At 61.7% G+C, this 23,271-nt stretch carries 26 protein-coding genes; 13 read left to right on the top strand and 13 right to left on the bottom strand.

Annotation, left to right across the window (positions count from 1 at the left end):
• The first annotated feature begins 34 nt into the window (after positions 1–34).
• The 8 genes from PXK07_RS09150 to PXK07_RS09115 all read left to right on the top strand — a co-directional run bounded on the left by PXK07_RS09150 (position 35) and on the right by PXK07_RS09115 (position 6,925).
• Positions 35–1,381 (top strand): substrate-binding protein, encoded by a 1,347-nt coding sequence (locus tag PXK07_RS09150; protein WP_274847918.1) that lies wholly within the window; start codon positions 35–37, stop codon positions 1,379–1,381.
• Positions 1,382–1,526: 145 nt separating this feature from the next.
• The gene (locus PXK07_RS09145) at positions 1,527–2,558 is read left to right on the top strand and encodes a branched-chain amino acid ABC transporter permease (RefSeq protein ID WP_274847917.1); all 1,032 of its coding nucleotides are present in this window, start codon (positions 1,527–1,529) and stop codon (positions 2,556–2,558) included.
• 4 nt (positions 2,559–2,562) lie between these two features.
• Complete coding sequence (locus PXK07_RS09140; RefSeq protein ID WP_274847916.1) at positions 2,563–3,765, top strand: branched-chain amino acid ABC transporter permease; 1,203 nt, start codon at positions 2,563–2,565, stop codon at positions 3,763–3,765.
• Between the two features lie 12 nt (positions 3,766–3,777).
• Positions 3,778–4,533: an ABC transporter ATP-binding protein gene (locus PXK07_RS09135; protein WP_274847915.1), complete on the top strand. Its 756-nt coding sequence runs from the start codon at positions 3,778–3,780 to the stop codon at positions 4,531–4,533.
• A gap of 12 nt (positions 4,534–4,545) precedes the next feature.
• Positions 4,546–5,301, top strand: coding sequence for an ABC transporter ATP-binding protein (locus tag PXK07_RS09130; protein ID WP_274847914.1), 756 nt, complete (start codon positions 4,546–4,548; stop codon positions 5,299–5,301).
• Positions 5,302–5,544: 243 nt separating this feature from the next.
• Positions 5,545–5,793, top strand: a complete 249-nt coding sequence (locus PXK07_RS09125) for a PepSY domain-containing protein (RefSeq protein ID WP_274847913.1) — start codon at positions 5,545–5,547, stop codon at positions 5,791–5,793.
• A 71-nt stretch (positions 5,794–5,864) separates the two neighbouring features.
• Positions 5,865–6,407 carry a cytochrome b/b6 domain-containing protein gene (locus PXK07_RS09120; protein ID WP_274847912.1) on the top strand — a complete coding sequence of 181 codons (543 nt, stop codon included), beginning with the start codon at positions 5,865–5,867 and terminating at the stop codon, positions 6,405–6,407.
• Positions 6,404–6,925, top strand: a complete 522-nt coding sequence (locus tag PXK07_RS09115; protein WP_342455865.1) for a helix-turn-helix transcriptional regulator — start codon at positions 6,404–6,406, stop codon at positions 6,923–6,925. The genes PXK07_RS09120 and PXK07_RS09115 overlap by 4 nt, the downstream gene beginning before the upstream one ends.
• 5 nt (positions 6,926–6,930) lie before the next feature.
• On the opposite strand, the gene PXK07_RS09110 is transcribed toward PXK07_RS09115, so the two are convergent.
• Positions 6,931–7,734, bottom strand: a complete 804-nt coding sequence (locus PXK07_RS09110) for a 3-hydroxybutyrate dehydrogenase (RefSeq protein ID WP_274847911.1) — start codon at positions 7,732–7,734, stop codon at positions 6,931–6,933.
• Positions 7,731–9,239 carry a class I adenylate-forming enzyme family protein gene (locus PXK07_RS09105; protein ID WP_274847910.1) on the bottom strand — a complete coding sequence of 503 codons (1,509 nt, stop codon included), beginning with the start codon at positions 9,237–9,239 and terminating at the stop codon, positions 7,731–7,733. Before PXK07_RS09105 ends, PXK07_RS09110 begins: the two co-directional genes overlap by 4 nt.
• A gap of 100 nt (positions 9,240–9,339) precedes the next feature.
• Between PXK07_RS09105 and PXK07_RS09100 the strand changes: the two genes are divergently transcribed.
• The 4 genes from PXK07_RS09100 to aat all read left to right on the top strand — a co-directional run bounded on the left by PXK07_RS09100 (position 9,340) and on the right by aat (position 12,664).
• A complete protein-coding gene (locus tag PXK07_RS09100; RefSeq protein WP_274847909.1) occupies positions 9,340–9,876 on the top strand; it encodes a LuxR C-terminal-related transcriptional regulator in 537 nt (178 codons plus the stop codon).
• A gap of 188 nt (positions 9,877–10,064) precedes the next feature.
• Positions 10,065–10,562: an acetyl-CoA carboxylase biotin carboxyl carrier protein gene (gene accB / locus PXK07_RS09095; protein ID WP_274847908.1), complete on the top strand. Its 498-nt coding sequence runs from the start codon at positions 10,065–10,067 to the stop codon at positions 10,560–10,562.
• Between the two features lie 10 nt (positions 10,563–10,572).
• Positions 10,573–11,922, top strand: coding sequence for an acetyl-CoA carboxylase biotin carboxylase subunit (gene accC / locus PXK07_RS09090; RefSeq protein ID WP_274847907.1), 1,350 nt, complete (start codon positions 10,573–10,575; stop codon positions 11,920–11,922).
• A 109-nt stretch (positions 11,923–12,031) separates the two neighbouring features.
• Positions 12,032–12,664: a leucyl/phenylalanyl-tRNA--protein transferase gene (gene aat, locus PXK07_RS09085; protein WP_274847906.1), complete on the top strand. Its 633-nt coding sequence runs from the start codon at positions 12,032–12,034 to the stop codon at positions 12,662–12,664.
• On the opposite strand, the gene PXK07_RS09080 is transcribed toward aat, so the two are convergent.
• The 8 genes from PXK07_RS09080 to PXK07_RS09045 all read right to left on the bottom strand — a co-directional run bounded on the left by PXK07_RS09080 (position 12,628) and on the right by PXK07_RS09045 (position 17,307).
• Complete coding sequence (locus PXK07_RS09080) at positions 12,628–12,972, bottom strand: DUF2155 domain-containing protein (RefSeq protein ID WP_446728366.1); 345 nt, start codon at positions 12,970–12,972, stop codon at positions 12,628–12,630. The genes aat and PXK07_RS09080 overlap by 37 nt on opposite strands.
• Before the next feature lie 50 nt (positions 12,973–13,022).
• Positions 13,023–13,487 (bottom strand): outer membrane lipid asymmetry maintenance protein MlaD, encoded by a 465-nt coding sequence (gene mlaD / locus PXK07_RS09075; protein WP_274847905.1) that lies wholly within the window; start codon positions 13,485–13,487, stop codon positions 13,023–13,025.
• A 50-nt stretch (positions 13,488–13,537) separates the two neighbouring features.
• Positions 13,538–13,924 carry an NADH:ubiquinone oxidoreductase subunit NDUFA12 gene (locus tag PXK07_RS09070; RefSeq protein WP_274847904.1) on the bottom strand — a complete coding sequence of 129 codons (387 nt, stop codon included), beginning with the start codon at positions 13,922–13,924 and terminating at the stop codon, positions 13,538–13,540.
• 107 nt (positions 13,925–14,031) lie between these two features.
• Positions 14,032–14,391, bottom strand: coding sequence for a glyoxalase superfamily protein (locus tag PXK07_RS09065; protein WP_274847903.1), 360 nt, complete (start codon positions 14,389–14,391; stop codon positions 14,032–14,034).
• Positions 14,392–14,445: 54 nt separating this feature from the next.
• Positions 14,446–14,574, bottom strand: a complete 129-nt coding sequence (locus tag PXK07_RS09060) for a glyoxalase superfamily protein (protein ID WP_274847902.1) — start codon at positions 14,572–14,574, stop codon at positions 14,446–14,448.
• Positions 14,575–14,759: 185 nt separating this feature from the next.
• Positions 14,760–15,125, bottom strand: a complete 366-nt coding sequence (locus tag PXK07_RS09055; RefSeq protein WP_274847901.1) for a RidA family protein — start codon at positions 15,123–15,125, stop codon at positions 14,760–14,762.
• A gap of 138 nt (positions 15,126–15,263) precedes the next feature.
• Entirely contained in the window at positions 15,264–16,529 is a 1,266-nt protein-coding gene (clpX, locus tag PXK07_RS09050) for an ATP-dependent Clp protease ATP-binding subunit ClpX (protein ID WP_274847900.1), read from the bottom strand.
• A gap of 145 nt (positions 16,530–16,674) precedes the next feature.
• On the bottom strand, positions 16,675–17,307 hold the full coding sequence (locus PXK07_RS09045) for an ATP-dependent Clp protease proteolytic subunit (RefSeq protein ID WP_274847899.1): 633 nt from the start codon (positions 17,305–17,307) through the stop codon (positions 16,675–16,677).
• Positions 17,308–17,543: 236 nt separating this feature from the next.
• On the opposite strand from PXK07_RS09045, the gene PXK07_RS09040 reads away from it, so the two are divergent.
• On the top strand, positions 17,544–18,551 hold the full coding sequence (locus PXK07_RS09040; RefSeq protein WP_274847898.1) for a GlxA family transcriptional regulator: 1,008 nt from the start codon (positions 17,544–17,546) through the stop codon (positions 18,549–18,551).
• 81 nt (positions 18,552–18,632) lie between these two features.
• Here PXK07_RS09040 and katG read toward each other — a convergent pair whose 3' ends face one another.
• The 3 genes from katG to PXK07_RS09025 all read right to left on the bottom strand — a co-directional run bounded on the left by katG (position 18,633) and on the right by PXK07_RS09025 (position 23,270).
• Entirely contained in the window at positions 18,633–20,852 is a 2,220-nt protein-coding gene (gene katG / locus PXK07_RS09035; protein WP_274847897.1) for a catalase/peroxidase HPI, read from the bottom strand.
• A 404-nt stretch (positions 20,853–21,256) separates the two neighbouring features.
• Entirely contained in the window at positions 21,257–22,519 is a 1,263-nt protein-coding gene (locus PXK07_RS09030) for an NAD(P)/FAD-dependent oxidoreductase (protein ID WP_274847896.1), read from the bottom strand.
• Positions 22,520–22,559: 40 nt separating this feature from the next.
• A complete protein-coding gene (locus PXK07_RS09025) occupies positions 22,560–23,270 on the bottom strand; it encodes a c-type cytochrome (RefSeq protein WP_274847895.1) in 711 nt (236 codons plus the stop codon).
• Between the last annotated feature and the right edge of the window lies 1 nt (position 23,271).

Below are 23,271 nucleotides of genomic sequence, written 5' to 3'. Positions count from 1 at the left end.
GCTGCCTGGCGTTAAAATCTTAAGGGAGGATTATATGTCCAAATCTGATGTCTCGCGTCGCGGGGTACTGAAGTCCGGTGCGCTGATGGGTGCCGGCGTGGCACTGCCGACGATCTTCACCGCGCAAAGCGCGCATGCCTACACCAACGAGCCGACCGGCAGCACCGTAACCCTCGGCTTCAACGTGCCGCAGACCGGCCCCTATGCTGACGAAGGCGCCGACGAACTGCGCGCCTACCAGCTGGCGGTTGAGCACCTGAACGGCGGCGGCGACGGCGGCATGATGAACACCTTCAGCTCCAAGGCGCTGAAAGGGAACGGCATCCTCGGCAAGGAAGTCAAATACGTCACCGGCGACACCCAGACCAAATCCGACGCCGCCCGCGCATCGGCCAAGTCGATGATCGAAAAAGACGGCGCCATCATGATCACCGGCGGCTCCAGCTCCGGCGTGGCCGTGGCCGTGCAGGCGCTGTGCCAGGAAGCCGGCGTGATCTTCATGGCGGGTCTGACCCACTCCAACGACACCACCGGCAAGGACAAGCGCGCCAACGGTTTCCGCCACTTCTTCAACTCCTACATGTCCGGCGCAGCACTGGCACCGGTTCTGAAGAACGCCTATGGCGCAGACCGCAAGGCCTATCACCTGACCGCGGACTACAACTGGGGTTACACCACCGAAGAAGCCGTGCGCTCCTCGACCGAGGCCATGGGCTGGGAAACCGTCGCAGCAGTGAAGACTCCGCTGACGCAGACCGACTTCTCGTCCTATATCGCACCGGTTCTGCAGTCCGGCGCCGACGTTCTGGTTCTGAACCACTATGGCGGCAACATGGTGAACTCGCTGACCAACGCGGTTCAGTTCGGCCTGCGCGACAAGATCGTCAACGGCAAGCAGTTCGAGATCGTGGTTCCGCTCTACTCCCGCCTGATGGCAAAGGGTGCGGGCGCCAACGTGAAGGGCATCTTCGGCTCCACCAACTGGCACTGGTCGCTGCAGGATGAAGGCTCCAAGGCCTTCGTGAAATCCTTCGGCACCAAATACGGCTTCCCGCCGAGCCAGGCCGCACACACCACCTATGTGCAGACCCTGCTCTATGCTGACGCCTGTGAACGCGCCGGCTCCTTCGCACCCTGCGCGGTTGCCGAAGCACTGGAAGACTTCGAGTTCGACGGTCTGGGCAACGGCAAGACGCTCTATCGTGGCGCCGACCACCAGTGCTTCAAGGACGTGCTGGTCGTGAAGGGTAAAGAGAACCCGACCTCCGAATTCGACCTTCTGGAGATCGTGGAAGTCACCCCGGCGGCTCAGGTCACCTATGATCCGAACCACCCGCAGTTCGCAGGCGGTGCTCTGGGTACCTGCAACAACGGCGCCTAATCTCCGCGCCTTGAACTGAACGTGTACAAACGGGCGGCGGGCTCTCTTTTCTGACGGCCCCCGCCCTCTTTGACCACTTCCCCCAAAGACGCCCTCTCCCCGGGCATTTTCGCTTTATGCACTCACACTTTCCAAGGGTGGGACAATGGACGCCATAATCCTTCAAATCCTGAACGGGCTCGACAAGGGCTCGGCCTATGCGCTGATTGCGCTGGGGCTAACACTTATCTTCGGCACATTGGGCGTTGTGAACTTCGCCCATGGCGCCCTGTTCATGATCGGTGCCTTCTGTGCCGTGACGCTGAGCCGTATCCTGACACTGAGCCACACGATCATCGACGAAACCCAGAAAGACTTCCTCGGCAATCCGCTGAAAGTGGACGTACCCTACGTGCACGACATCTTCGGAGTATCCACTGGCGATGCCATCATAGACTGGGCGGTACCGCTTTCGGTGCTGTTTGCGATCCCGATCATGATCCTGGTGGGGGTCATCATGGAACGCGGGCTGATCAAGCACTTCTACAAGCGCCCCCATGCGGACCAGATCCTGGTGACCTTCGGCCTCGCCATCGTGCTGCAGGAAGTGATCAAATACTTCTACGGCGCAAACCCGATCCCGACCCCGGCCCCCGAGGCCTTCAAGGGCTCGCTCGATTTCGGCGCGATGATCGGCTTTGATCCCAATATCATCATCTACCCCTACTGGCGGATCATCTACTTCGCCTTTGCAGCCGTGATCATCGGTGGCGTCTTTGCCTTCCTGCAGTTCACCACCTTCGGGATGGTCGTGCGCGCAGGCATGGCCGACCGCGAAACCGTCGGCCTTCTGGGCATCAACATCGACCGCCGTTTCACCATCATGTTCGGCATCGCCGCCGCCGTGGCGGGGCTTGCCGGTGTCATGTACACGCCGATCAACTCCCCCAACTATCACATGGGGATGGACTTCCTCGTGCTCTCCTTCGTGGTGGTGGTTGTCGGCGGCATGGGCTCTTTGCCCGGCGCGGTTCTGGCCGGCTTCCTGTTGGGGGTCCTCGAAAGCTTTGCCTCCATGCGCGAAGTGATCGACATCATCCCGGGCATCAACCAGGTCATCATCTATCTGGTCGCCATCATCATTCTGCTGACCCGTCCGCGTGGCCTGATGGGCCGTAAAGGCGTGATGGAGGACTAAGACAATGCGTAATCTGGAAAAATCCGATCTTACCCTGCTGATCGCAGTGGCGGTGCTGACACTGTTCGCACCCTTCATCCTGAACCCCTTCCCCGCCGACAGCGCCATGGCGCAGTTCAACGCGGGCTACCCCGACCTGATGCAGCGTTTCGTGATCTTCGGGATCTTCGCCATCGGCTTCAACATCCTGTTCGGCCTCACCGGCTACCTGTCCTTCGGACACGCGGCCTTCCTGGGGGTCGGCTCCTACGCGGCGGTCTGGATGTTCAAACTGCTGAGCATGAACGTCATCCCCGCCATCATCCTGTCGGTGATCGTGGCCGGCCTGTTCTCGCTGCTCATCGGCTTTGTCAGCCTGCGGCGCTCGGGCATCTACTTTTCGATCCTGACGCTGGCCTTTGCGCAGATGATGTTCGCCCTGGCCTATTCGGTGCTGACGCCGATCACCGGCGGTGAAACCGGCCTGCAGCTGGCGCTCGACGATCCTCGGATCCTTGGCCAGAGCCAGACGGCAGAAGGCAACATCCCGGTGCCGGGCCTCTTTGGCCTGGAGATGCGCGACAGCTTTGATCTCGCCATCGGCAGCTGGGTCTTCACCTTCAACATCGGCTACTACTTCTGTGCGCTGGTGCTGATCGCCGCCTTCTACCTGGCCATCCGCATCTTCCGTTCGCCCTTCGGCATGATGCTGCGGGCTGTGAAGTCGAACCAGCAGCGGATGAACTACACCGGTCTGAATACCCGTCCCTATACCCTTGCGGCCTTTGTGATCTCGGGCATGTATGCCGGTCTCGCCGGTGGCCTGATGGCCTCGATGGACCCGCTGGCAGGCGCCGAGCGCATGCAGTGGACCGCTTCGGGTGAGGTTGTTCTGATGACCATCCTTGGCGGTGCCGGCACCCTGATCGGCCCGGTTCTGGGCGCGGGCTTCATCAAGTACTTCGAGAACATCTTCTCCAAGATCAACGCCACCATCCTGCACGAATGGTTTGCCTTCCTGCCCGATGGGCTTGAGGATTTCATCGTCGCCGTGCTCTACCCCTTCATCGGCAAGGGCTGGCACCTGACCCTGGGCATCCTGTTCATGATGGTTGTGATCTTCCTGCCGGGTGGTCTGGTCGAAGGTGGTCAGCGCATCGCGGCCTGGGCCAAGCGGCGCAAGTCCGGCCAGGGCTCGACCGGCAACAAAACCGAACCTGCGGAATAAGGAGACTGACCAATGGGTATCCTAGAAGTCAAAAACGTAGGTAAGCGGTTCGGCGGCCTTCAGGCGCTGTCGGATGTGAACCTCAGCGTCAAGGAAAACTCCGTTCATGCCATCATCGGCCCGAACGGGGCGGGCAAGTCGACCCTCTTGAACTGCCTCGTCGGCAAGCTGATCCCCGACACCGGATCGGTGATGTTCGACGGCCAGTCCGTGCTGGGGCGTGCGCCTTATGAAATCAACCAGATGGGCATTTCCCGCGTGTTCCAGACGCCCGAGATCTTTGGCGATCTCACGGTGATGGAAAACATGCTGATCCCCTGCTTTGCAAAACGGGACGGTGCGTTCGAGTTGAATGCCATCCGCTCGATCTCGGAGCAGAAGGATGTGCTGGAAAAGGCCGAACAGATGCTGGTTGAGATGAACATGGCGGACAAGCGGCACATGCATGCCGCCGCCATGTCGCGCGGTGACAAGCGGCGCCTTGAGATCGGCATGTGCCTGTCCCAGGAACCGCGTCTTCTGTTGCTGGATGAACCCACCGCCGGCATGGCGCGGGCCGATACCAACAACACCATCGATCTGCTGAAACAGATCTCGGAAGAGCGCGACATCACCATCGCCATCATCGAACACGACATGCACGTGGTGTTCAGCCTTGCCAACCGGATCACAGTTCTGGCCCAGGGCACCCCCCTGGTCGAGGACGACCCGCAGAACATCCGCGGCAATCCCAAGGTACGCGAAGCGTATCTGGGCGAAAGCGCATAAGGAGAGAGACAGATGAACGTCAAACCGGATTTCTCCAAGAACGCCAACCAGGCGACCACGGCTCCGGCCTTCCTGTCGGTCTGGGACATGCACGCCTATTATGGCGAGAGCTACATCGTGCAGGGCATCAACTTCAACGTCCACGAGGGCGAGATCCTCGCGCTCCTGGGCCGCAACGGCGCGGGCAAGACCTCGACCCTGCGCTCGATCGCGCGCATCGGTGATCCGCAGGTGACCCATGGCGAGATCTGGCTGGACCACCAGCCGCTGCACAACATGTCGAGCCATGAAGCCGCCGCCGCCGGTCTGGGCCTGGTGCCCGAGGATCGCCGCATCATCCCCGGCCTCACGGTCGAGGAGAACCTGCAGCTTGCCCAGATCGCGCCGCCCATCGGCTGGTCGATCGAGCGCCTCTATGACCTGTTCCCGCGCCTGGGCGAGCGGCGCAAGCAGGAAGGCGTCACCCTGTCGGGTGGTGAGCAGCAGATGCTTGCGATTGCCAGGGCCCTGGCGCGTGACATCAAGGTGCTCTTGCTCGATGAACCCTACGAGGGCCTGGCGCCGGTCATCGTGGATGAGATCGAAAAGACCCTCATCCACATCAAGGAACAGGGCATGACCACGATCCTGGTGGAACAGAACGCCGTGCGCGCGCTGGAACTGGCGGATCGTGCCGTGATCCTGGACACCGGCGGAATCGTCTTTGACGGCACCGCATCGGAGGTTCTGGAAAACGCCGAACTGCGCGCCGAATACCTGGCGATCTGATCGAATTACTCCCCGTCGCACTGGCTGTTCTGCTGGTGCGGATCCCTTGAGGGTCGGTTCCATGTGAACCGGCCCTTTTTTTGTCCCATAGGACGTCCCGGCCTCGTAAACCGGGGTTATACGAAGGCCATTTCTCCCGTTTTCCACCGTCACGCCTATTTCAGAATTCCTGCCTCGCTGCCGATATCGGTGTCACGGCCAGCATCACAGCTGCGCGCCGAAACCACATCAAGGAGACACCCGATGTTCGCACGTTCCGCACAGATCCTCGCCCTGACCCTCATGATCCCGGTGGCCGCCCTCGCCTCGGATGGCAAGCCCAGCGCCGAGGTTGAGGCCCAGATCCGCGCCACCCTCACCGAACAGGGCTATGAGGTGCGCAAGATCGAGACAGAAGACGGGCTCTACGAGGCCTATGCCATCAAGGACGGCAAGAAACTTGAGATCTACATGAACGACAAGATGGAGATCATCCGCATCAAGGAAGACTGATCCCTTCGACACGCAATCAGGCAGGCGCGGCACCGGTCGCCCTGCCCCTTCCTCAATCGGAGAGCCTTGCCATGCAACGTTTCTATGTCTGGGATCCGCTGGTGCGGCTGTTTCACTGGTCGCTTGTGGTCCTCTTCCTGCTGAACGCCGTGATCACCGATCCGGAGGCCAAGCTGCATGAAAACCTTGGCTACCTCGTGGTGGCGCTGGTGCTGTTGCGCCTGGTCTGGGGGCTCTTCGGCAGCCGGTATGCCCGGTTCACCAGCTTTCCGCCCAGCCCCGCCGGCGCCGTGGCGCAGCTCACTGAGATCGCAACCGGGCGCGGCAATGCCCACAAGGGGCACTCCCCGCTTGGGGCCTTAATGATCTACAACCTGCTGCTCAGCCTCATCGGCATCGGGTTGAGCGGTTACCTGATGACCACCGACATGTTCTGGGGCACCGAATGGCCGGAAGACCTGCATGAGGCTCTGGTCACCTGGGCCGAGATCTCTGTGCTGCTGCACGTGGGCGCGGTCATTTTCGAAAGCCGCCGCACTAGGGTCAATCTGGCGCGGGCGATGATCACCGGCTACAAGGAGATGCCGACACCCGAGACGGAGCGCAGCCCGTGATCCCCCTCAATACCGATCCAGCCAAACCCACCGTCCTGATCGCCCTGATCGTCGTGCAGTCCATCTGTGCGGCGATCTTCCTGGGCGATATCGTGGCGGACCTTTGGATGCCCGACGCGATGGAAACTGAGGGCCGCCATGCCTTTCTCGAAGCCATCGCCACCTTCGGGCTGATCGCCGCCATCGTGGTGGAAGGGCGGATCCTGATGTGGCTGTTGCGGCGCAAGGCCCACCTGGAACACAGCCTGCGCAGCGCCCAGGGCGCCATCCAGGAGGTGATCGACGCAGAATTCACCGCCTGGAGCCTGACACCCGCCGAACGGGATGTGGCGACCTTCCTGGTCAAGGGGCTTTCCACGGGCGAGATCGCCCAGATGCGCGGCAGCGCCGAGGGCACGGTGAAGGCACAGCTCAACGCGATCTACCGCAAATCGGGCAGTGCGAACCGCGCCGAACTGATGAGCCTCTTGATCGACACGCTGATGGGCCAGCGCCCAGATGAACCTCCCCTGGGCTAACCCGGCTACTGCGCTGTCCAGCCGCCATCCACGGGGATTGCCGTGCCTGTTACGTTATGGGCCACCGGCGCGCACAGCCACAGCGCCAATGCGCCGATTTCCGAAGGATCGGACAGGCGCTGGCTGGGCTGTTTCTCGCTCAGAAGATCGGCAATACCCGCCGCCCGGTCCCCGCCCATCTGCGCCGCCCGCGCCGCCACCTGCGGCTCGATGATCGCGGTTTCGGTCCAGCCCGGACAGATGCAGTTCACGGTGACGCCACCGCTGCTGCGGTCGCCCTGACTGGCATATTCGAGCGCCGCCACCCGACTGAGGCCCACAAGGCCGAATTTCGCCGCCACATAGGGCGCCTTGTCCTTGCTCGCGACCAGCCCGTGGACCGAGGCGATATTGATCACCCGGCCATAGCCGCGTGATGCCATCCCCGGCAGCGCCGCCTGCATGATGTGAAACGCCGCCGAGAGGTTCACCGCAAGGATCGCATCCCAGGTCTCGCGCGGCATTTCCGCCAGAGGCGCCGTCTTCTGGATACCGGCATTGTTCACAACGATATCGGCGCCGCCCCAGGCGTCGACCGCCTGCATCAGACTGTCGATCTCTTCCGGGTTGCTCAGATCTCCGGCAAAGAACCGCGCCTCGGGCGAACCGGCCTCCTGCAAGGTTTGAACTGCCGCCTCTGCCGTTTCCGCATCCGCGATGCCGTGGACGGCGATACGCGCACCCGCCGCGGCCAGCTCCTTTGCGATGGCAAGGCCGATGCCCTGCACCGATCCCGTGACCAGCGCCGTCTTTCCATTCAGATCCGTCATGCCTTTTCCTCCAGTCTCTTGCGCAGCTCTGTCTTCAAGACCTTGCCGTAGTTGTTCTTGGGCAGATCGGGCACGGAGATATAGGCCTTGGGCCGTTTGAACCGCGCGATCTGATCGTTGCAGAGCGCGTCCAGCTCAGCACTTGACGCATCTCCGACGATAAAGGCCACCACCTCTTCACCCCAGTCGGGATGCTTGCGTCCCACGACGGAAACCTCCTGCACGTCCGGATGCATCAGGAGCACCTCCTCGACCTCGCGCGGGTAGACGTTGGAGCCGCCGGTGATGATCATGTCCTTGGAGCGGTCCTGCAGCGTCAGATAACCCGCCGCATCCATCACCCCCATGTCGCCGGTCATCAGCCAGCCGTCCTTCAGGGTCTCGGCGCTGGCCTTTGGGTTGTTCCAGTAGCCCGGCATCACCGCATCGCCACGCACCATGATCTCTCCGATGCTGCCCGGCGGCAGGATCTCGCCCTCAGCCGTGCCGATCTGCACCTCCACCGGGCTTTGGGCGCGGCCTACGCCGGCAAGGCGCGCGCGCCAGTCCGGATGGCTGCGGTCGATCACGGCATGACGCGGCAGCGCGGTGATCCCCATCGGGCATTCCCCCTGCCCGTAGATCTGCACGAAGATGGGGCCGAAGTGATCTACCGCCTCGATGATATCGGCCAGATACATCGGCCCGCCCGCGTAGACCACGGTGCGCAGGCCCCGGCCGGTGCGCCCGGTCTGTTTCGCAACCGAGGTCATCCGCGTCACCATGGTGGGAGCGGCAAACATCTGAACCCGGCCAAAATGCTCCGCCAGGTCGAAGATCTCTGCCTCGTCAAAGCCGCCTGACACCGGGCAGACATGGGCCGCGCCCACCAGCACATGCAGCATGTTGTAAAGACCGGCGCCATGGCTCATCGGGGCGGCGTAGAGGATCTGATCCTCACCCGTGGCCTGATCCACATCCGTGAAATAGGCAAGTGACACCGCAACCAGCATCCGATGGGTGATCATCACCCCCTTGGGTTTGCCAGTGGTGCCGGAGGTGTAGAACAGCCAGGCCAGATCCTCTGGCGCCCGGCGCAGCGGTTCGATGAGCGGAGCCGTAGCCATAGCCGCCGCATAGGCATCGCCGGAGAGATCGACACCCTCAACCGCCACCTCTGCCTCGGCCAGAGCCGCATCGAGGCCCGGCGAGGTAAAGACCAGCCTTGCACCGGAATCGGCCAGGATATAGGCCGCCTCGCGCCCGTGCAGCTTGGCATTGATCGGCACGGCGGCGGCGCCGGCATACCAGATGCCATAAAGCGTGATCAGGTACTCCGGGCAGTTCTTCATGAAGATCGCAACCCGGTCACCGGGCTGGATCCCCTTGCCGATCAGCCAGGCCGCAACCCGCGCGGCGCGGTCGTGAAAGGCGGCATAATCCGCCACCTGATCCTGCCCCAGAAACAAGGCCGGGCGCGCGCCATCCGCTGCCGCCCGGCGCGAAAGCCAAAGACCGATATTCATTTCATTCCTCCCATGCCGCCGGTGCTTCTGACGACACATTCACCCTGTCACGCGGCCCTGCCCCCTTCAATTCCGCAAAAATACCCGGTTAAAAGGAGCCATGACAGATATCGCCTTTGACCATGCCCCCGTGGGCCTCGCCGTGCTGGAAAGCCGTGTGATCAAGCGCTGCAACCTGCAATTTGCCGCCACCTTTGGCGGCACCCCCGGCGAATATGAGGATCTCCTCATCGCGGATCTCTACCCCACGCGGGAAGAGTTTCAGCGCATCGGCGCCCTGTTGCAGGAAGAAGAGCACCGCACCGGCAGCTACAGTGACGAACGCATCATGCGGCGGCGCTCGGGCGAATTGTTCTGGTGCCGGGTGCGGGGGCGTTCGGTGTCCCCCGAGGCGCCCTTTCAAACCGGGGTCTGGTCCTTTGCCGATATCTCCGATGATCGCCCCGTCGTCAGCCTCACCCCGCGCGAGCGGGAGGTCGCGATCCTCACCTGCAAGGGCTTGTCCGCGAAGGAGATCGGCGCCAAGCTGGATCTCTCTTACCGCACGATCGAAACCCACCGGGCGCATCTGCTCGAGAAATTCGGCGCCCGCAAACTGCCCGAACTGGTGGCAAAGCTGACCGGCATGCCGCTATAGGCGGCGCACAAAGCTCGCGCAATCTCCGGTTCCATGATTGCGAATCCTTGCCGCCGCCCCCATGTTGAAGGCACGACAACACCGCATGAACGGCGGCGCTTTCCTTGTGGTAAAGCTTGGCCTATAAGCGCATCTGATTTGCCGCCTGCGACATCTTCGCAGGCTTGGCGGAACCGGCTGAGGACAAAATGACAGAAAAAACGCACGAAGCTGACGTGGCATTCATCAAGGCGCTGGCCGAGCTGCTGCGCGAAAACGATCTGACCGAACTCCAGGTCAAACGGGACTATGGCGAGGATGACAGCCTGAATGTGCGCGTCTCGCGCCAGACCGTTGTTGCCGCAGCGGCCCCGGTTCAGACCGTCGCCGCTGTCCCTGCGGCTGCCGCGCCCGCAGCGGCACCTGCCGCCGCCCCCGCCGCTGCTGAGGCCGCCGAAGATCCCGCCAGCCACCCCGGGGCCGTGACCTCGCCCATGGTCGGCACGGTCTACCTGCAGCCGGAACCCGGCGCGCCCTCCTTCATCAAGGTCGGCGACAGCGTCAGTGAAGGCGACACCCTGCTGATCGTCGAAGCCATGAAGACCATGAACCACATCCCGGCGCCGAAATCCGGCACCGTCAAGCGTATCCTGGTCGAAGACGGCGCCGCCGTGGAGTTCGGATCCCCCCTGGTCATCGTCGAGTAAGGATCTGCCCATGTTTGACAAGATCCTGATTGCCAACCGTGGCGAGATCGCCCTGCGCGTGATCCGGGCCTGCCGCGAGATGGGCATCCAGTCGGTCGCCGTGCATTCCACCGCCGATGCGGATGCGATGCATGTACGCATGGCAGACGAATCGGTCTGCATCGGCCCGCCCGCCGGTGCCCAAAGCTACCTTTCGATCCCCGCGATCATCTCGGCCTGTGAAATCACCGGCGCCCAGGCGATCCATCCCGGCTATGGCTTCCTGTCGGAAAACGCCAATTTCGTGCAGATCGTCGAGGATCACGGGCTGACCTTCATCGGCCCCTCCGCCGCCCATATCCGTATCATGGGTGACAAGATCACCGCCAAGGAAACCGCCAAGGAGCTTGGCATTCCAGTGGTGCCCGGTTCGGACGGTGGCGTACCGGATCTCGCAACTGCCAAGGCGGCGGCCAGCGACATGGGCTACCCCGTGATCATCAAGGCCACCGCCGGCGGCGGCGGACGCGGCATGAAGGTCGCCCGCACCGAGGCCGAGCTGGAAGTTGCCTTCTCCACCGCCCGCTCCGAGGCCAAGGCGGCCTTTGGCAATGACGAAGTCTATATGGAGAAATATCTCCAGAAGCCCCGTCACATCGAGGTTCAGGTCTTTGGCGACGGCAAGGGCACCGGCCTGCATCTGGCCGAGCGCGACTGCTCGCTGCAGCGCCGTCACCAGAAGGTCTTCGAGGAGGCGCCTGGCCCCTCCATCACCCCTGAAGAACGCGAAAAAATCGGAAAGATCTGCGCCGATGCCATCGGCAAGATGGGGTATTCCGGGGCGGGTACCGTCGAATTCCTTTATGAGGACGGCGAGTTCTATTTCATCGAGATGAACACCCGCCTGCAGGTGGAACACCCGGTCACCGAAGGCATCTTCGGCGTCGACCTGGTGCGCGAACAGATCCGCGTCGCCGCCGGTCAACCGCTGTCCTTCACGCAGAACGACCTGGTGATCAACGGTCATGCCATCGAGGTACGCATCAACGCCGAGAAACTGCCGAACTTTACCCCCTGCCCGGGTAAAATCACCGCGTTTCACGCGCCGGGCGGTCTGGGCGTTCGGATGGATTCGGCGCTTTATGACGGCTATTCGATCCCGCCCTACTACGACAGCCTGATCGGCAAGCTGATCGTGCACGGACGTGACCGTCCCGAGGCGCTGGCGCGTCTCAGCCGCGCCCTGGGTGAGCTGATCGTGGACGGTGTGGACACCACCGTGCCCCTGTTCCACGCGCTCTTGCAGGAACGCGATGTGCTGACAGGCGATTACAACATCCACTGGCTGGAACGCTGGCTGGACGAAAACTTGGCCGGTTAAGGCCCCGGCAGGGCGCGTTCCAGACGCGCCCTGCTTCCTTCCTATCGTCTCGCCTCCTGCAACAGCCACGGACGCGGCGAACCAAACAGAGGCAACCGGGGCCGACCGTATGAGCCTTTCCCCCGAACTTCTGCTGCATGCCTATTCCGTCGGCGTCTTCCCGATGTCCGAACACCGCGACGATCCCGAAGTCTTCTGGGTCGATCCAAAACGGCGTGGCATTCTTCCCCTCGATGGGTTCCATATCTCGCGCTCGCTGGCCAAACGGATCCGCAATGGCGGTTTCGAGGTCACCATCAACCGGGATTTCGGCGGCGTGGTCACCGGATGTGCCGATCGCCCGGACACCTGGATCAACGCCGAGATCTTTGACCGCTATCTGGATCTGCACCACATGGGGCATGCCCATTCGCTGGAGATCCGGCAGGAGGGTGAATTGGTCGGCGGCGTCTATGGCGTCGCCCTGGGTGGTGCCTTTTTTGGCGAAAGCATGTTCTCCCGCGCACGAGACGCGTCAAAGGTGGCGCTTGCCTATCTGCTGGATCGGCTGCGTCAGGGGGAATTTGCCTTGTGCGACACGCAGTTTTTGACCGCTCATCTGGCCTCGCTCGGGGCGATTGAGATCAGCCGGGCTGCCTATCAGCGCCGGTTGCGCGATGCGCTGGAGCTACAGGGCGATTTCAGAGCCCCTGAGATCCCCAGCCCTCAGTTGCTTTTGCAGCGAATGACCCAGACATCATAACGGTTGTGGTCCAGCGCGTTCAGCGCCGGGCTGGAGGCGATCATCCACCCCTCGAAATGGACCTGGGCATCCTGCGGGCTACGCACCGTGACATAGGCATAGGCATCGCCAGTCGGGTTGTCGGCCGGATAGCGGCATTCGCCCAATGTGACCATAAGACCCAGGATCTCAGCCGTTCCGCCGACCGGCACCTCGACATCGACGGTACGACCGTTGACCTTGTCCAGCCCGCGCATCAGTGCAGCAGACCCAGAGGCCGCCGCCCCGGGGGCTGCCCCCTGTTCCTGCGCCACAGCAAACGGGGCCAGAGCGCAGATGCCCGCCGCAAGGCAGAGCCGCGATGCCAGCCCCTTCAGGATCACTGGTCTTCTCCGGTGCTGTCGTCCCCTCCGGCGACGAATTTCACCAACAGGGAGATCAGGCTGACGGCCCCTTGGGTGTCCAGAATCTCTTCACCCGGCTCCAGGTTATAGGGCGAGCCACCGGGCATGATCTCGACGAAGTTACCGCCCAGCAGCCCTTCGGAAGAGATCACGGCAGAGCTGTCATCGGGGATCACGATCCCTTCGCTGACGCTGAAGCGCGTATCGGCGCGAAAGGTCTCCGGGTTCAGTTCCACCCCGGTCACTGTGCCGATCTTCACGCCGGCCAGGCGCACATCGGTGCCAACCGTCACCCCTTCAAGCGAGCGGAAGGACGCGGTCAGCGGATATCCCGCGCCGCCGCCGGAGAGGCCTGCCGCCTGCCCGGCATAGATGGCAAAGGCCAGCGCCGCCGCGACGACAACGCCACCTGCAAGAACCTCTGTGGTGTTATGAGACATATCGCCTGCCTAATTCGAAGTGATGTGGGGCCGCCGTCGGGTGCGTCGGCTTATTCCGGCACCCAGGCCTCGTAATCGCTGCGTTGCTTGGGCTCGCCACCACGGCGGATGGAGCCCGACGGGGCATAGGCCATGGCAGTACCAGTCAGGTTTTCCTGATGCGGCTTTTCCCAGGATTTATGCGCCAGGGGCTTTTCGCTTGGTACCTCGTCAAAGGTGCGGTGCAGCCAGCCGTGCCAGTCGGGGCTGACCCGCGAAGCTTCGACTTCGCCGTTGAAGATCACCCAGCGGCGGCTGTCATCGGCCGTGCGGTAGAACACGTTGCCCTGATCATCCTCGCCAACCTTGACCCCCTTGCGGCGGGTATAGATCGCGGTATTCAGCGTCTGGCCGTTCCACCAGGTCACGGCGCGCAGAAGAGTGTTCAGGATTCCCATGGGTGCCTCCGAAGATGTTGACCCTGATATGGCGCAAATTCCAGCCAAGGTCCAGTGACAACGCAGTCATTGGTTGACCATCGGTATCAAGCCGCCGCCCAGGGGCCTCAATTTCCGTCCTGACCGCGCTGTTCGCAGAATGTCAGGCGGTTTCCAAAAGGATCGGTGAGGTTCACCTCAAGCCCCCAGGGCTTGCGATCCAGCCCCGGATTGAGGTTCGGGTAGTGCTTGGCCTTGAGTTCGCCGTGGAAGGCCTTGATCCCCTCGATGCGGATGAAGCTGCGCCCGCCTGGGGTCGCATCGCCATGATGGCCGCTGACGTGCAACAGGCAATCGGAGCGTGAGACCTGCATATATAGGGGAAGGTCCGGCGCAAACCGATGTTCCCAGTCGACCGCAAAGCCGAGATACCCAAGGTAGAACTCACGGGCCTTGTCCGCGTCGAAACTGCGGATCACCGGGATCACCGGCTTGACCAGGGGCTGCGCTCGATAGGCGCCTATGCGGGCGGAAAGGGTGTTTCAGTCGGCAGCGCCGAACTGCTGGGCCACCAGCTCAAGCGCCAGCGCATGGGGAATATCAATCCCCTGTGCGGCAAGACCCGACCGCAGGGTTTTGGCCATGGATTTGGAATCGGTGAAATCGCGCATTGCGCCTGTCCTTTTTGCATCGACGGATCGTGAAACGGTGCCCGCATTGCCATTCTTCCGCCAAAACATACCAGGAAGGCTGTCGTCAACGTGCCACGTTCACCAAGCCGAGATCCGGCGCGAGCGGCAGGCCGTGGCGGCCTGCCGGAACGCTATGCCCGCGCAACCGACCTGTCAACCAGGGGCTACCCGGCAGCGGGCGCCACGGCGGTCACCTCAATCTCGATGCGGTACCTGGGGTCGATCAACCCGCATTCGATCATGGTGGCCGCAGGCGGATTGGCGCCGAAGGTTTCCGCCAGCACCGGCCAGCAGGGTTCGAACTCGGCAGCCAGCGGCAGGTAGTAGTTCACCCGCACCACATCGGCAAAAGAGGCGCCTGCCTCCGCCAGGGCCTTTTCGATGATCGCCAGGGCAGAGCGGCACTGGGAGACAACATCCTCTCCCTGGCCGACGGTGCCCGCCACATGCACGAAACCGCCCGCCACAACGGCCCGGCAATAGCCGACCTTCTTCTCGAATTCGCCGCCCGATGAAATGCGTTTGATCATTGCCTCGTCTCCTTGATGAAGTCTCGTATTGAAAAGCACGGCTTACAGGGACTCTCAAGAGTTCTCGGTAGAGAAATAAAAAGGGCGAACACCGGTCTGGTGCTCGCCCTTCCAAAGCTTTGAACGATGATCGGCGGATCAGCCAGCCGAGGCGGATTCCTTTTCATCGGCGTAGATCATCAAGGGCTGGGCGTCGGAGCCCACGGCCTCTTCGTTGACCACAACCTTGGTGACATTGCCCTTGCCCGGCAGATCGAACATCGTATCCAGCAGGATGTCTTCCAGGATCGAGCGCAGGCCACGGGCGCCGGTCTTGCGTTCGATCGCCCTCTTGGCAATCGCGCTCAGGGCCTCTTCGGTGAAGTCCAGCTCGGTGTCTTCCAGCTCGAACAGACGCTGATACTGCTTGATCAGCGCATTCTTGGGCTTGGTCAGGATGGTGACCAGGGCATCCTCGTCCAGATCTTCCAGCGTTGCCAGAACCGGCAGACGGCCGACGAATTCCGGGATCAGGCCGAATTTCAGCAGATCTTCGGGTTCCAGGTCCTGGAAGATTTCGCCCACGCCGCGATCATCATTGTCACGCACATCGGCGCCAAAACCCATGGCCGAGCCCTTGCCGCGCTGCGCGATGATCCGGTCCAGACCGGCAAAGGCGCCGCCGCAGATGAACAGGATATTCGTGGTGTCCACCTGCAGGAATTCCTGCTGCGGATGCTTGCGCCCGCCCTGCGGTGGAACGGAAGCCACGGTGCCTTCCATCAGCTTCAGCAGGGCCTGCTGCACGCCCTCGCCCGAGACATCGCGGGTGATCGAGGGGTTTTCCGACTTGCGGGTGATCTTGTCGACCTCGTCGATATAGACGATGCCGCGCTGCGCGCGTTCGACGTTGTATTCCGACGCCTGCAGCAGCTTCAGGATGATGTTCTCCACGTCTTCGCCGACGTAACCGGCTTCGGTCAGCGTGGTGGCGTCAGCCATGGTGAAGGGCACATCCAGAATACGCGCCAGGGTCTGAGCCAGCAGGGTCTTGCCGCAGCCGGTGGGGCCGATCAGCAGGATGTTGGATTTCGCCAGCTCGATATCGTTGGAGGCCTTTTGCGCGTGGTTCAACCGCTTGTAGTGGTTGTGCACCGCCACCGACAGGACGCGTTTCGCGGTGGCCTGACCGATCACGTAATCGTCCAGAACTTCGCAGATATCCTTGGGGGTGGGCACGCCATCGGTGGCCTTCAGGCCCGATGCCTTGGTCTCTTCGCGGATGATGTCCATGCACAGCTCGACGCATTCGTCGCAAATGAACACGGTCGGCCCTGCAATCAGCTTGCGCACCTCATGCTGGCTCTTGCCGCAGAAGCTGCAGTAAAGCGTGTTCTTGCTGTCGCCGCTTGAGTTCGTTGCCATGATCTACCTTTCAGTCCGCTCCGGCGGGCCTTGGCTGCGCGCCTGACCCCGCCTTTTTGACAGCTTAAGACACTGCTCAAGCGGTCACAATGTCAAAGTGTGCCCCTATCCATTTGGGGCACACAACGCCCGGTCAAACCCGGGATCAGCTGATATCTTCGTCACCCTTGGCGCGATTTTCAACAATTTCATCAATCAGGCCAAAGGCCTTCGCCTCTTCCGGCGACATGAAGTTGTCGCGCTCCAGGGCGCTTTCGATCTTCTCGTATTTCTGGCCGGTGTGCTTCACGTAGATCTCGTTGAGGCGGCGCTTCAGCTTCAGCGTCTCCTCGGCGTGGATCATGATATCGGTCGCCTGGCCCTGGTAGCCGCCCGAGGGCTGGTGCACCATCACGCGGGAGTTCGGCAGCGAAAACCGCATGCCCGGCTCACCCGCGGTCAGCAGAAGCGACCCCATCGAGGCCGCCTGGCCGATCACCAGGGTCGAAACCTTGGGTTTGATGTATTGCATGGTGTCATAGATCGACAGGCCCGAGGTCACCACGCCACCCGGCGAGTTGATGTACATCGAGATTTCCTTGGAGGGATTCTCGGCCTCAAGGTGCAAAAGCTGCGCAACGATCAGCGAGCTCATACCGTCATGCACGGGACCATTGAGGAAAATGATACGCTCTTTCAGCAGGCGCGAGAAGATATCATAAGCGCGCTCACCCCGGCTGGTCTGTTCGACCACCATGGGCACCAGAGTGTTCATGTATGTTTCTGTTGGATCAATCATTCGAACCTGCCTGCGTTGGATTATGCCCGGCATCATAGCGGAGCATGTGTTACCTGAGTCTTAGTGTTCCCCCAAAAGGGCTGCAAGGGGCGCACATAGAATTTACGGAAGGCCGTGCCCTCCCTGCGGCGCCCGGGACACGTCGCAATTCGGGGCTTGCCTGTCGTAATTTCCGGGCCTGTCTGCCACAGTCTGAACTAACAAACAAAAAACCTGACCGGCCACGGATCCGCGCCATGACAGATGACAGCTTTGTTCAGAAAGGTGCGGCTGCCAAGCTGGACCTGCCCTTTGACGGGGCGCCACAGGATTTCTATTTCCTGTTGCTGAACAAGGCCACCATGCTGCCCGTGGCCGCCGCCATCGAACCCTTGCGGATTGCCAACCAGGTGACCAACACCCGGCTCTACCGCTGGTTCGTGATGACCGAGGACGGCGCACCGATCAAATGCTCCAACGGGATGACCATCACCCCCGATATGGCGCTTTGCCCCCTACCCGCCGACAGCCTTGGCTTTGTCTGTGCGGGGGTGGAGCCGCAAAGCAGCGCCGGAGAGGCCACGCTCAACTGGCTGCGTCGCGAAAACCGCTTTGGCCGGGCCATCGGCGGCATCTGCACCGGCGCCTTTGCCCTGGCCCAGGCGGGGCTGATCAAGGACCAGGCCTTTACCCTGCACTGGGAAAACCAGCCTGGCTTCATCGAGCGTTTCCCCCGGCTTGCCCCCACCGGCAATACCTTTGAAATCTCAGGGTCATTGATGACCTGCGGCGGCGGCAATGCGGCGACCGACCTGATGCTGAACCTCATCGAGGCGCGCCATGGCAAGCAGCTAGCCATCATCGTGGCCGACATGTGCCTGCATGTGCGGTCGGGCGGCCAGGCCGCACCGCAGAAATCCAACTTTGCCGTCGCCATCGGCAGCCGTAACCAGCGCCTGCTCAACGCGCTGCAACTGATGCAGGAATCGATCGAGGAACCCTTGCAGATCGGCGATCTTTGCACCCAGCTGGATATCTCGCGCCGCCAGCTGGAGCGGTTGTTTTCCCGCTACCTCAATCAAAGCCCGATGCAGGTCTATTGCGACATGCGCCTCAGCCATGCCTTTGCGCTGATGAATGAAACCTCAATGTCGGTGACCGAGATCGCCCTGGCCTCGGGCTTCAACAGCACCACGCATTTCTCGCGTCAGTTCAAACGCAAGTTCGGCGCCAGCCCACATTTCTTCCGCAAGGGCTGGTCCTGAACCTGGCTTGGCAAATCCGATGCCTGCAAAGAAAAACGCCCCGGCACAGGACCGGGGCGCTCTTGTTTTAGATGGCGTTGATCACTTCAGATCGAAGCGATCCGCGTTCATCACCTTGGTCCAGGCCGCGACGAAGTCGCTGACGAACTTACCGCCGTTGTCGGACTGGGCGTAGACCTCGGCCAGGGCGCGCAGCTGCGAGTTGGAACCAAAGACCAGATCGCAACGGGTCGCGGTCCATTTCACCTCGCCGCTGGCGCGGTCGCGGCCTTCGAACTCCTGCGCATCCTCGGATACCGGCTTCCATTCGGTTGCCATGTCCAGAACATTGACGAAGAAGTCGTTGGTCAGGGTTTCAGGCTTGTCGGTGAACACACCATGGGCCGTCTTACCCACGTTGGTGTTCAGAACCCGCAGACCACCGACCAGGGCGGTCATTTCCGGCGCGGTCAGGGTCAGAAGCTGCGCCTTGTCCAGCATCATTTCCTCTGGCGCAACGGTGAAGCGGGTCTTCTGGTAGTTGCGGAAGCCATCGGCAACCGGCTCCAGCACTTCAAAGGACTCCACATCGGTCTGCTCGGCGCTTGCGTCCATGCGGCCCGGGGTGAAGGGCACCTCGATCTCCTGACCAGCCGCCTTGGCCGCCTGTTCGATACCGACAGAACCACCCAGCACGATCAGATCGGCCAGCGACACCTTCTTGCCGTCGGTGCGATCGGCGTTGAAATAGCCCTGGATCCCTTCCAGAACACCCAGCACGCGGGCCAGTTGTTCCGGCTGGTTGGCTTCCCAGTCCTTCTGCGGTGCCAGACGGATACGGGCGCCATTTGCACCGCCGCGCATGTCCGAGCCACGGAAGGTGGAGGCCGAGGCCCAGGCGGTGGAGACCAGTTCCGAGATGCTCAGATCGCTTTCGGCAATCTTCGCCTTCAGCTCGGCGATATCCGCCGCCTCGATCACTGCGTGATCGACTGCCGGGATCGGATCCTGCCAGATCAGATCTTCGGCCGGAACCTCGGCGCCAAGGTAGCGGGCCTTGGGGCCCATGTCGCGGTGGGTCAGCTTGAACCAGGCGCGGGCAAAGGCATCGGCGAACTCTTCCGGGTTCTCGTGGAACCGACGCGAGATCTTCTCATAGGCGGGATCCATGCGCATCGCCATGTCGGCGGTGGACATGAAGATCGGCACCTTCTTCGAGGGGTCTTCCGCATCGGGCGCCATGTCCTCTTCCTGGATGTCCTTCGGAGTCCAGACCCAGGCACCGGCGGGGCTTTTGACCTTTTCCCACTCGTATTTGAACAAGACGTCGAAATAGCCGTTGTCCCACTTGATCGGGTTCGAGGTCCAGGCGCCTTCCAGGCCCGAGGTGATGGTGTCGCGGCCCTTGCCGGACTTGTAGTCGCTCAGCCAGCCAAAACCCATCGCCTCCATCGGCGCGGCTTCCGGCTCGGCGCCGACATGAGCCGCATCACCGGCACCGTGCATCTTGCCGAATGTGTGACCACCGGCGGTCAGCGCGACGGTTTCCTCGTCGTTCATCGCCATGCGAGCGAAGGTCTCGCGCACGTCGCGGCCAGAGGCGACCGGATCCGGGTTGCCATCGGGGCCTTCGGGGTTCACGTAGATCAGGCCCATCTGCACGGCAGCCAGCGGGTTTTCCAGCTCGCGATCACCAGAATAGCGGCTGTTGTCCTTATCGGATGTGGCCAGCCATTCTTCCTCGGCGCCCCAGTAGATGTCCTCTTCCGGCTCCCAGACGTCAGCACGGCCACCGGCAAATCCGAAGGTCTTGAAGCCCATGGATTCCAGCGCGCAGTTGCCTGCCAGGATCATCAGGTCGGCCCAAGAGATCTGGTTGCCATACTTCTGCTTGATCGGCCACAACAGGCGGCGCGCCTTGTCGAGGTTGCCGTTGTCCGGCCAGCTGTTAAGCGGTGCGAAACGCTGCTGACCGGTTCCGCCGCCCCCACGGCCATCGCCGGTCCGGTAGGTGCCTGCGCTATGCCATGCCATACGGATGAACAGGCCGCCATAGTGGCCATAATCCGCCGGCCACCAGTCCTGGCTGTCGGTCATCAGCGCATAAAGGTCTTCTTTCAGCGCCTTCAGGTCGAGCTTCTTGAATTCCTCGGCATAGTCAAAATCCTGGCCCATCGGGTCGGACTTGGCCGAGTTCTGATGCAGGATGCGCAGGTTCAGCTGGTTCGGCCACCAGTCACTGTTGACGCGCGCGCCAAAGGTGGTGGTGCCACCATGCATGACAGGGCATTTGCCGCCGCTGGGGATATCATTTCCGTCCATGTCTCTCTCCGATCAAAGCTACGTTCGTATCTGTCGTGGCCCGGGCCCCATGCGGGGGACGCCGGTCTTGGTCTTCATTCAGAGCAAAGTGCTGCCGGGTGGTTGGCGCAGGCATAGCCGATGCCAGATCCCCCCTTGGTTCGGCACATTTCCCCCCAGCGCTGTCCAGAAAAGCCAGACCGGATGGAATCGAAACCGAAGAACACTCCCTCCTTAAACCTAGAAACATTCTAACTAGCCCATCCAATAAATATAAGTTATTTTTATTGATCGCAGATATAATCAAAGGCTATCAGATTACCTCTCATTCCTGCCAATCAGGATCTCCCTGCGCCGCACAAGACAAAGGGCGCTGCAACGAGCGCCCTTTGTTCAAATCAGTGGTGTGGAATGCCTGCTAAAGGTCAGCCAAACATGTCCTTGGTGATCCCCGCGTACCAGCCGATGCTTTCCTCATAGGTGGCCTGGCGCAGTTCGGCATCCTCACCTGTCTGAGAAATGAAACCATCGACCTTGGCGATCTTCTCCTCGGTCGCCTCATAGGTGGCGCCGACCTTCACCCCGTCATTGGTGCCGATCAGCGACCAGCAGGTGTTGGAGAATTTGGCCGGGAACATTTTGGAGTCGGTCAATGCCGCCCGCACCGCCATCGCAGCCACCTTGGCCTGGCTGTTGGCGGAGAAGCCGGATTTCGGCATATCGCCTTGGGCGCAGGCATCGCCCAGCACATGGATGTTCTCGTCGATGCGGCTTTGCATGGTGCGGCCATCGACCGGCGCCCAGTTGCCCTCGGTGATCCCGGCCATCTCGCAGATGCGGCCCGCCTTCATCGCCGGAATGACGTTGCAGGCATCCGCCTTCACGTCTTCGCCATCGATGTTGACCGTCATGGCATCCGGGTTCACCGAGACATTGCCACCGCCGAAATCAGGACCGATCCATTCGACCATCCCGTCATAGTGGTTGGCCCAGCCTTCCTGGAACAGCGCCATTTTCGAGAACTTCGGCTTGGGATCCGCCACGATGATCTTGGCCGTGGGGTTCCGCTCTTTCAGCACATGCGCCACCATGGACACCCGCTCATAGGGTCCCGGCGGGCAGCGATAGGGATTGGGTGGCGCGACCATGACAAAGGTACCGCCCTCGGGCATGGCTTCGATCTGCGCCTTCAGCAGTTCGGACTGCGACCCGGCCTTATAGGCATGTGGCATCTTGTTCTGGGCGCTGACATCCCAGCCTTCGACCGCGCCATCGATGAAATCGATGCCCGGCGACAGGATCAAACGGTCGTAGGGCAGCGAGGCGCCCCCGGCAAGGCTGACGGTGCGGGCATCCCGGTCGATGCCGGTTGCCCAGTCATGCACCACGTTGATGCCGTATTCGCTGGCCAATGTGCCATAGCTGTGGGCGATGCTGGAGAGTTCCCGAAAGCCCCCGATGTAGAGGTTCGAGAAGAAGCAGGTGTAGTAGCTGCGGCTCGGCTCGACCAATGTGACGTCGATCGCCCCCTTGGCGCCCTTGGCGATGTAGCGGGCCGCGGTTGCACCGCCTGCCCCGCCGCCCACGACCACAACACGCGGACGCGTCTGACCAAGCACCATGGGGGTCTGCAGCGCGGCTGCCGCCGCAACGCCAGCGCCCAGAAGGCTACGTCTGTCAATTGTCATTTGAGTTCTCCTCCCATTGAAAAAACAAAGCGCCGGAGCATCACTCCAGCGCGGCAAAATAGGCAGCCAATGCAGCGATTTCCTCGTCCGCGAGCCGTCCGGCCATCATCTGCATGACCGGATGTGGACGGATCTTCTGCTTGTAGGCATGCATGGCGATGACGAAATCCTCCTGAGGCCATCCGGTGATCACCGGTATACCATCATAGTCGCCGCCAATCTGATGACAGGTGGTGCATTCGGTGGAGAGATACTCTCCATAATCGGCATCCCCCTCTATCGAAAGAACAGTGTCATCCAGTTCGATCTCCCGCTTCAGCGCCGTCGGTGCGGCTTCGGGGATATCCTGCGGACTGGCCGAGAACTGCCGCAGATAGGCCAGCACATCGTGGCGGTCCTGCGGATCCTTGATGCCGCGGAAGTTCATCCGCGTGCCGCTGACCAGGGCCTTGGGGTTTTCGATATAGGCATCAAGCCGTGCAAGATCCCAGATCAACCCATCGCGCCGGGCCCGGATGATCCCCTTGGAATACTTGAAATCGTCAAACCCCGCTGCCGGGCGATCGAAAATCCCGTTCAGATGCGGGCCAACCCGGTGTTTGGCCCCCTGCCCGACATCGTGACAAATAGAACAGGCGCGGAATATATCCGCGCCTCTCTCTGCATCACCAATCTGAACAGCTGTCTCATCGGCCCCTGCCGCGCCCGAAAGCGCGACAACAGCAACAAGTGTTGTTATCCAGATCCTCATG

Origin of the sequence: Phaeobacter sp. QD34_24 (assembly GCF_028890115.1) — a bacterium.
In the GTDB taxonomy this organism is placed as follows: domain Bacteria; phylum Pseudomonadota; class Alphaproteobacteria; order Rhodobacterales; family Rhodobacteraceae; genus Phycobacter.
The sequence above is the reverse complement of the archived record's forward strand: the minus strand, read 5'-3'. Positions and strand labels throughout refer to the sequence as shown.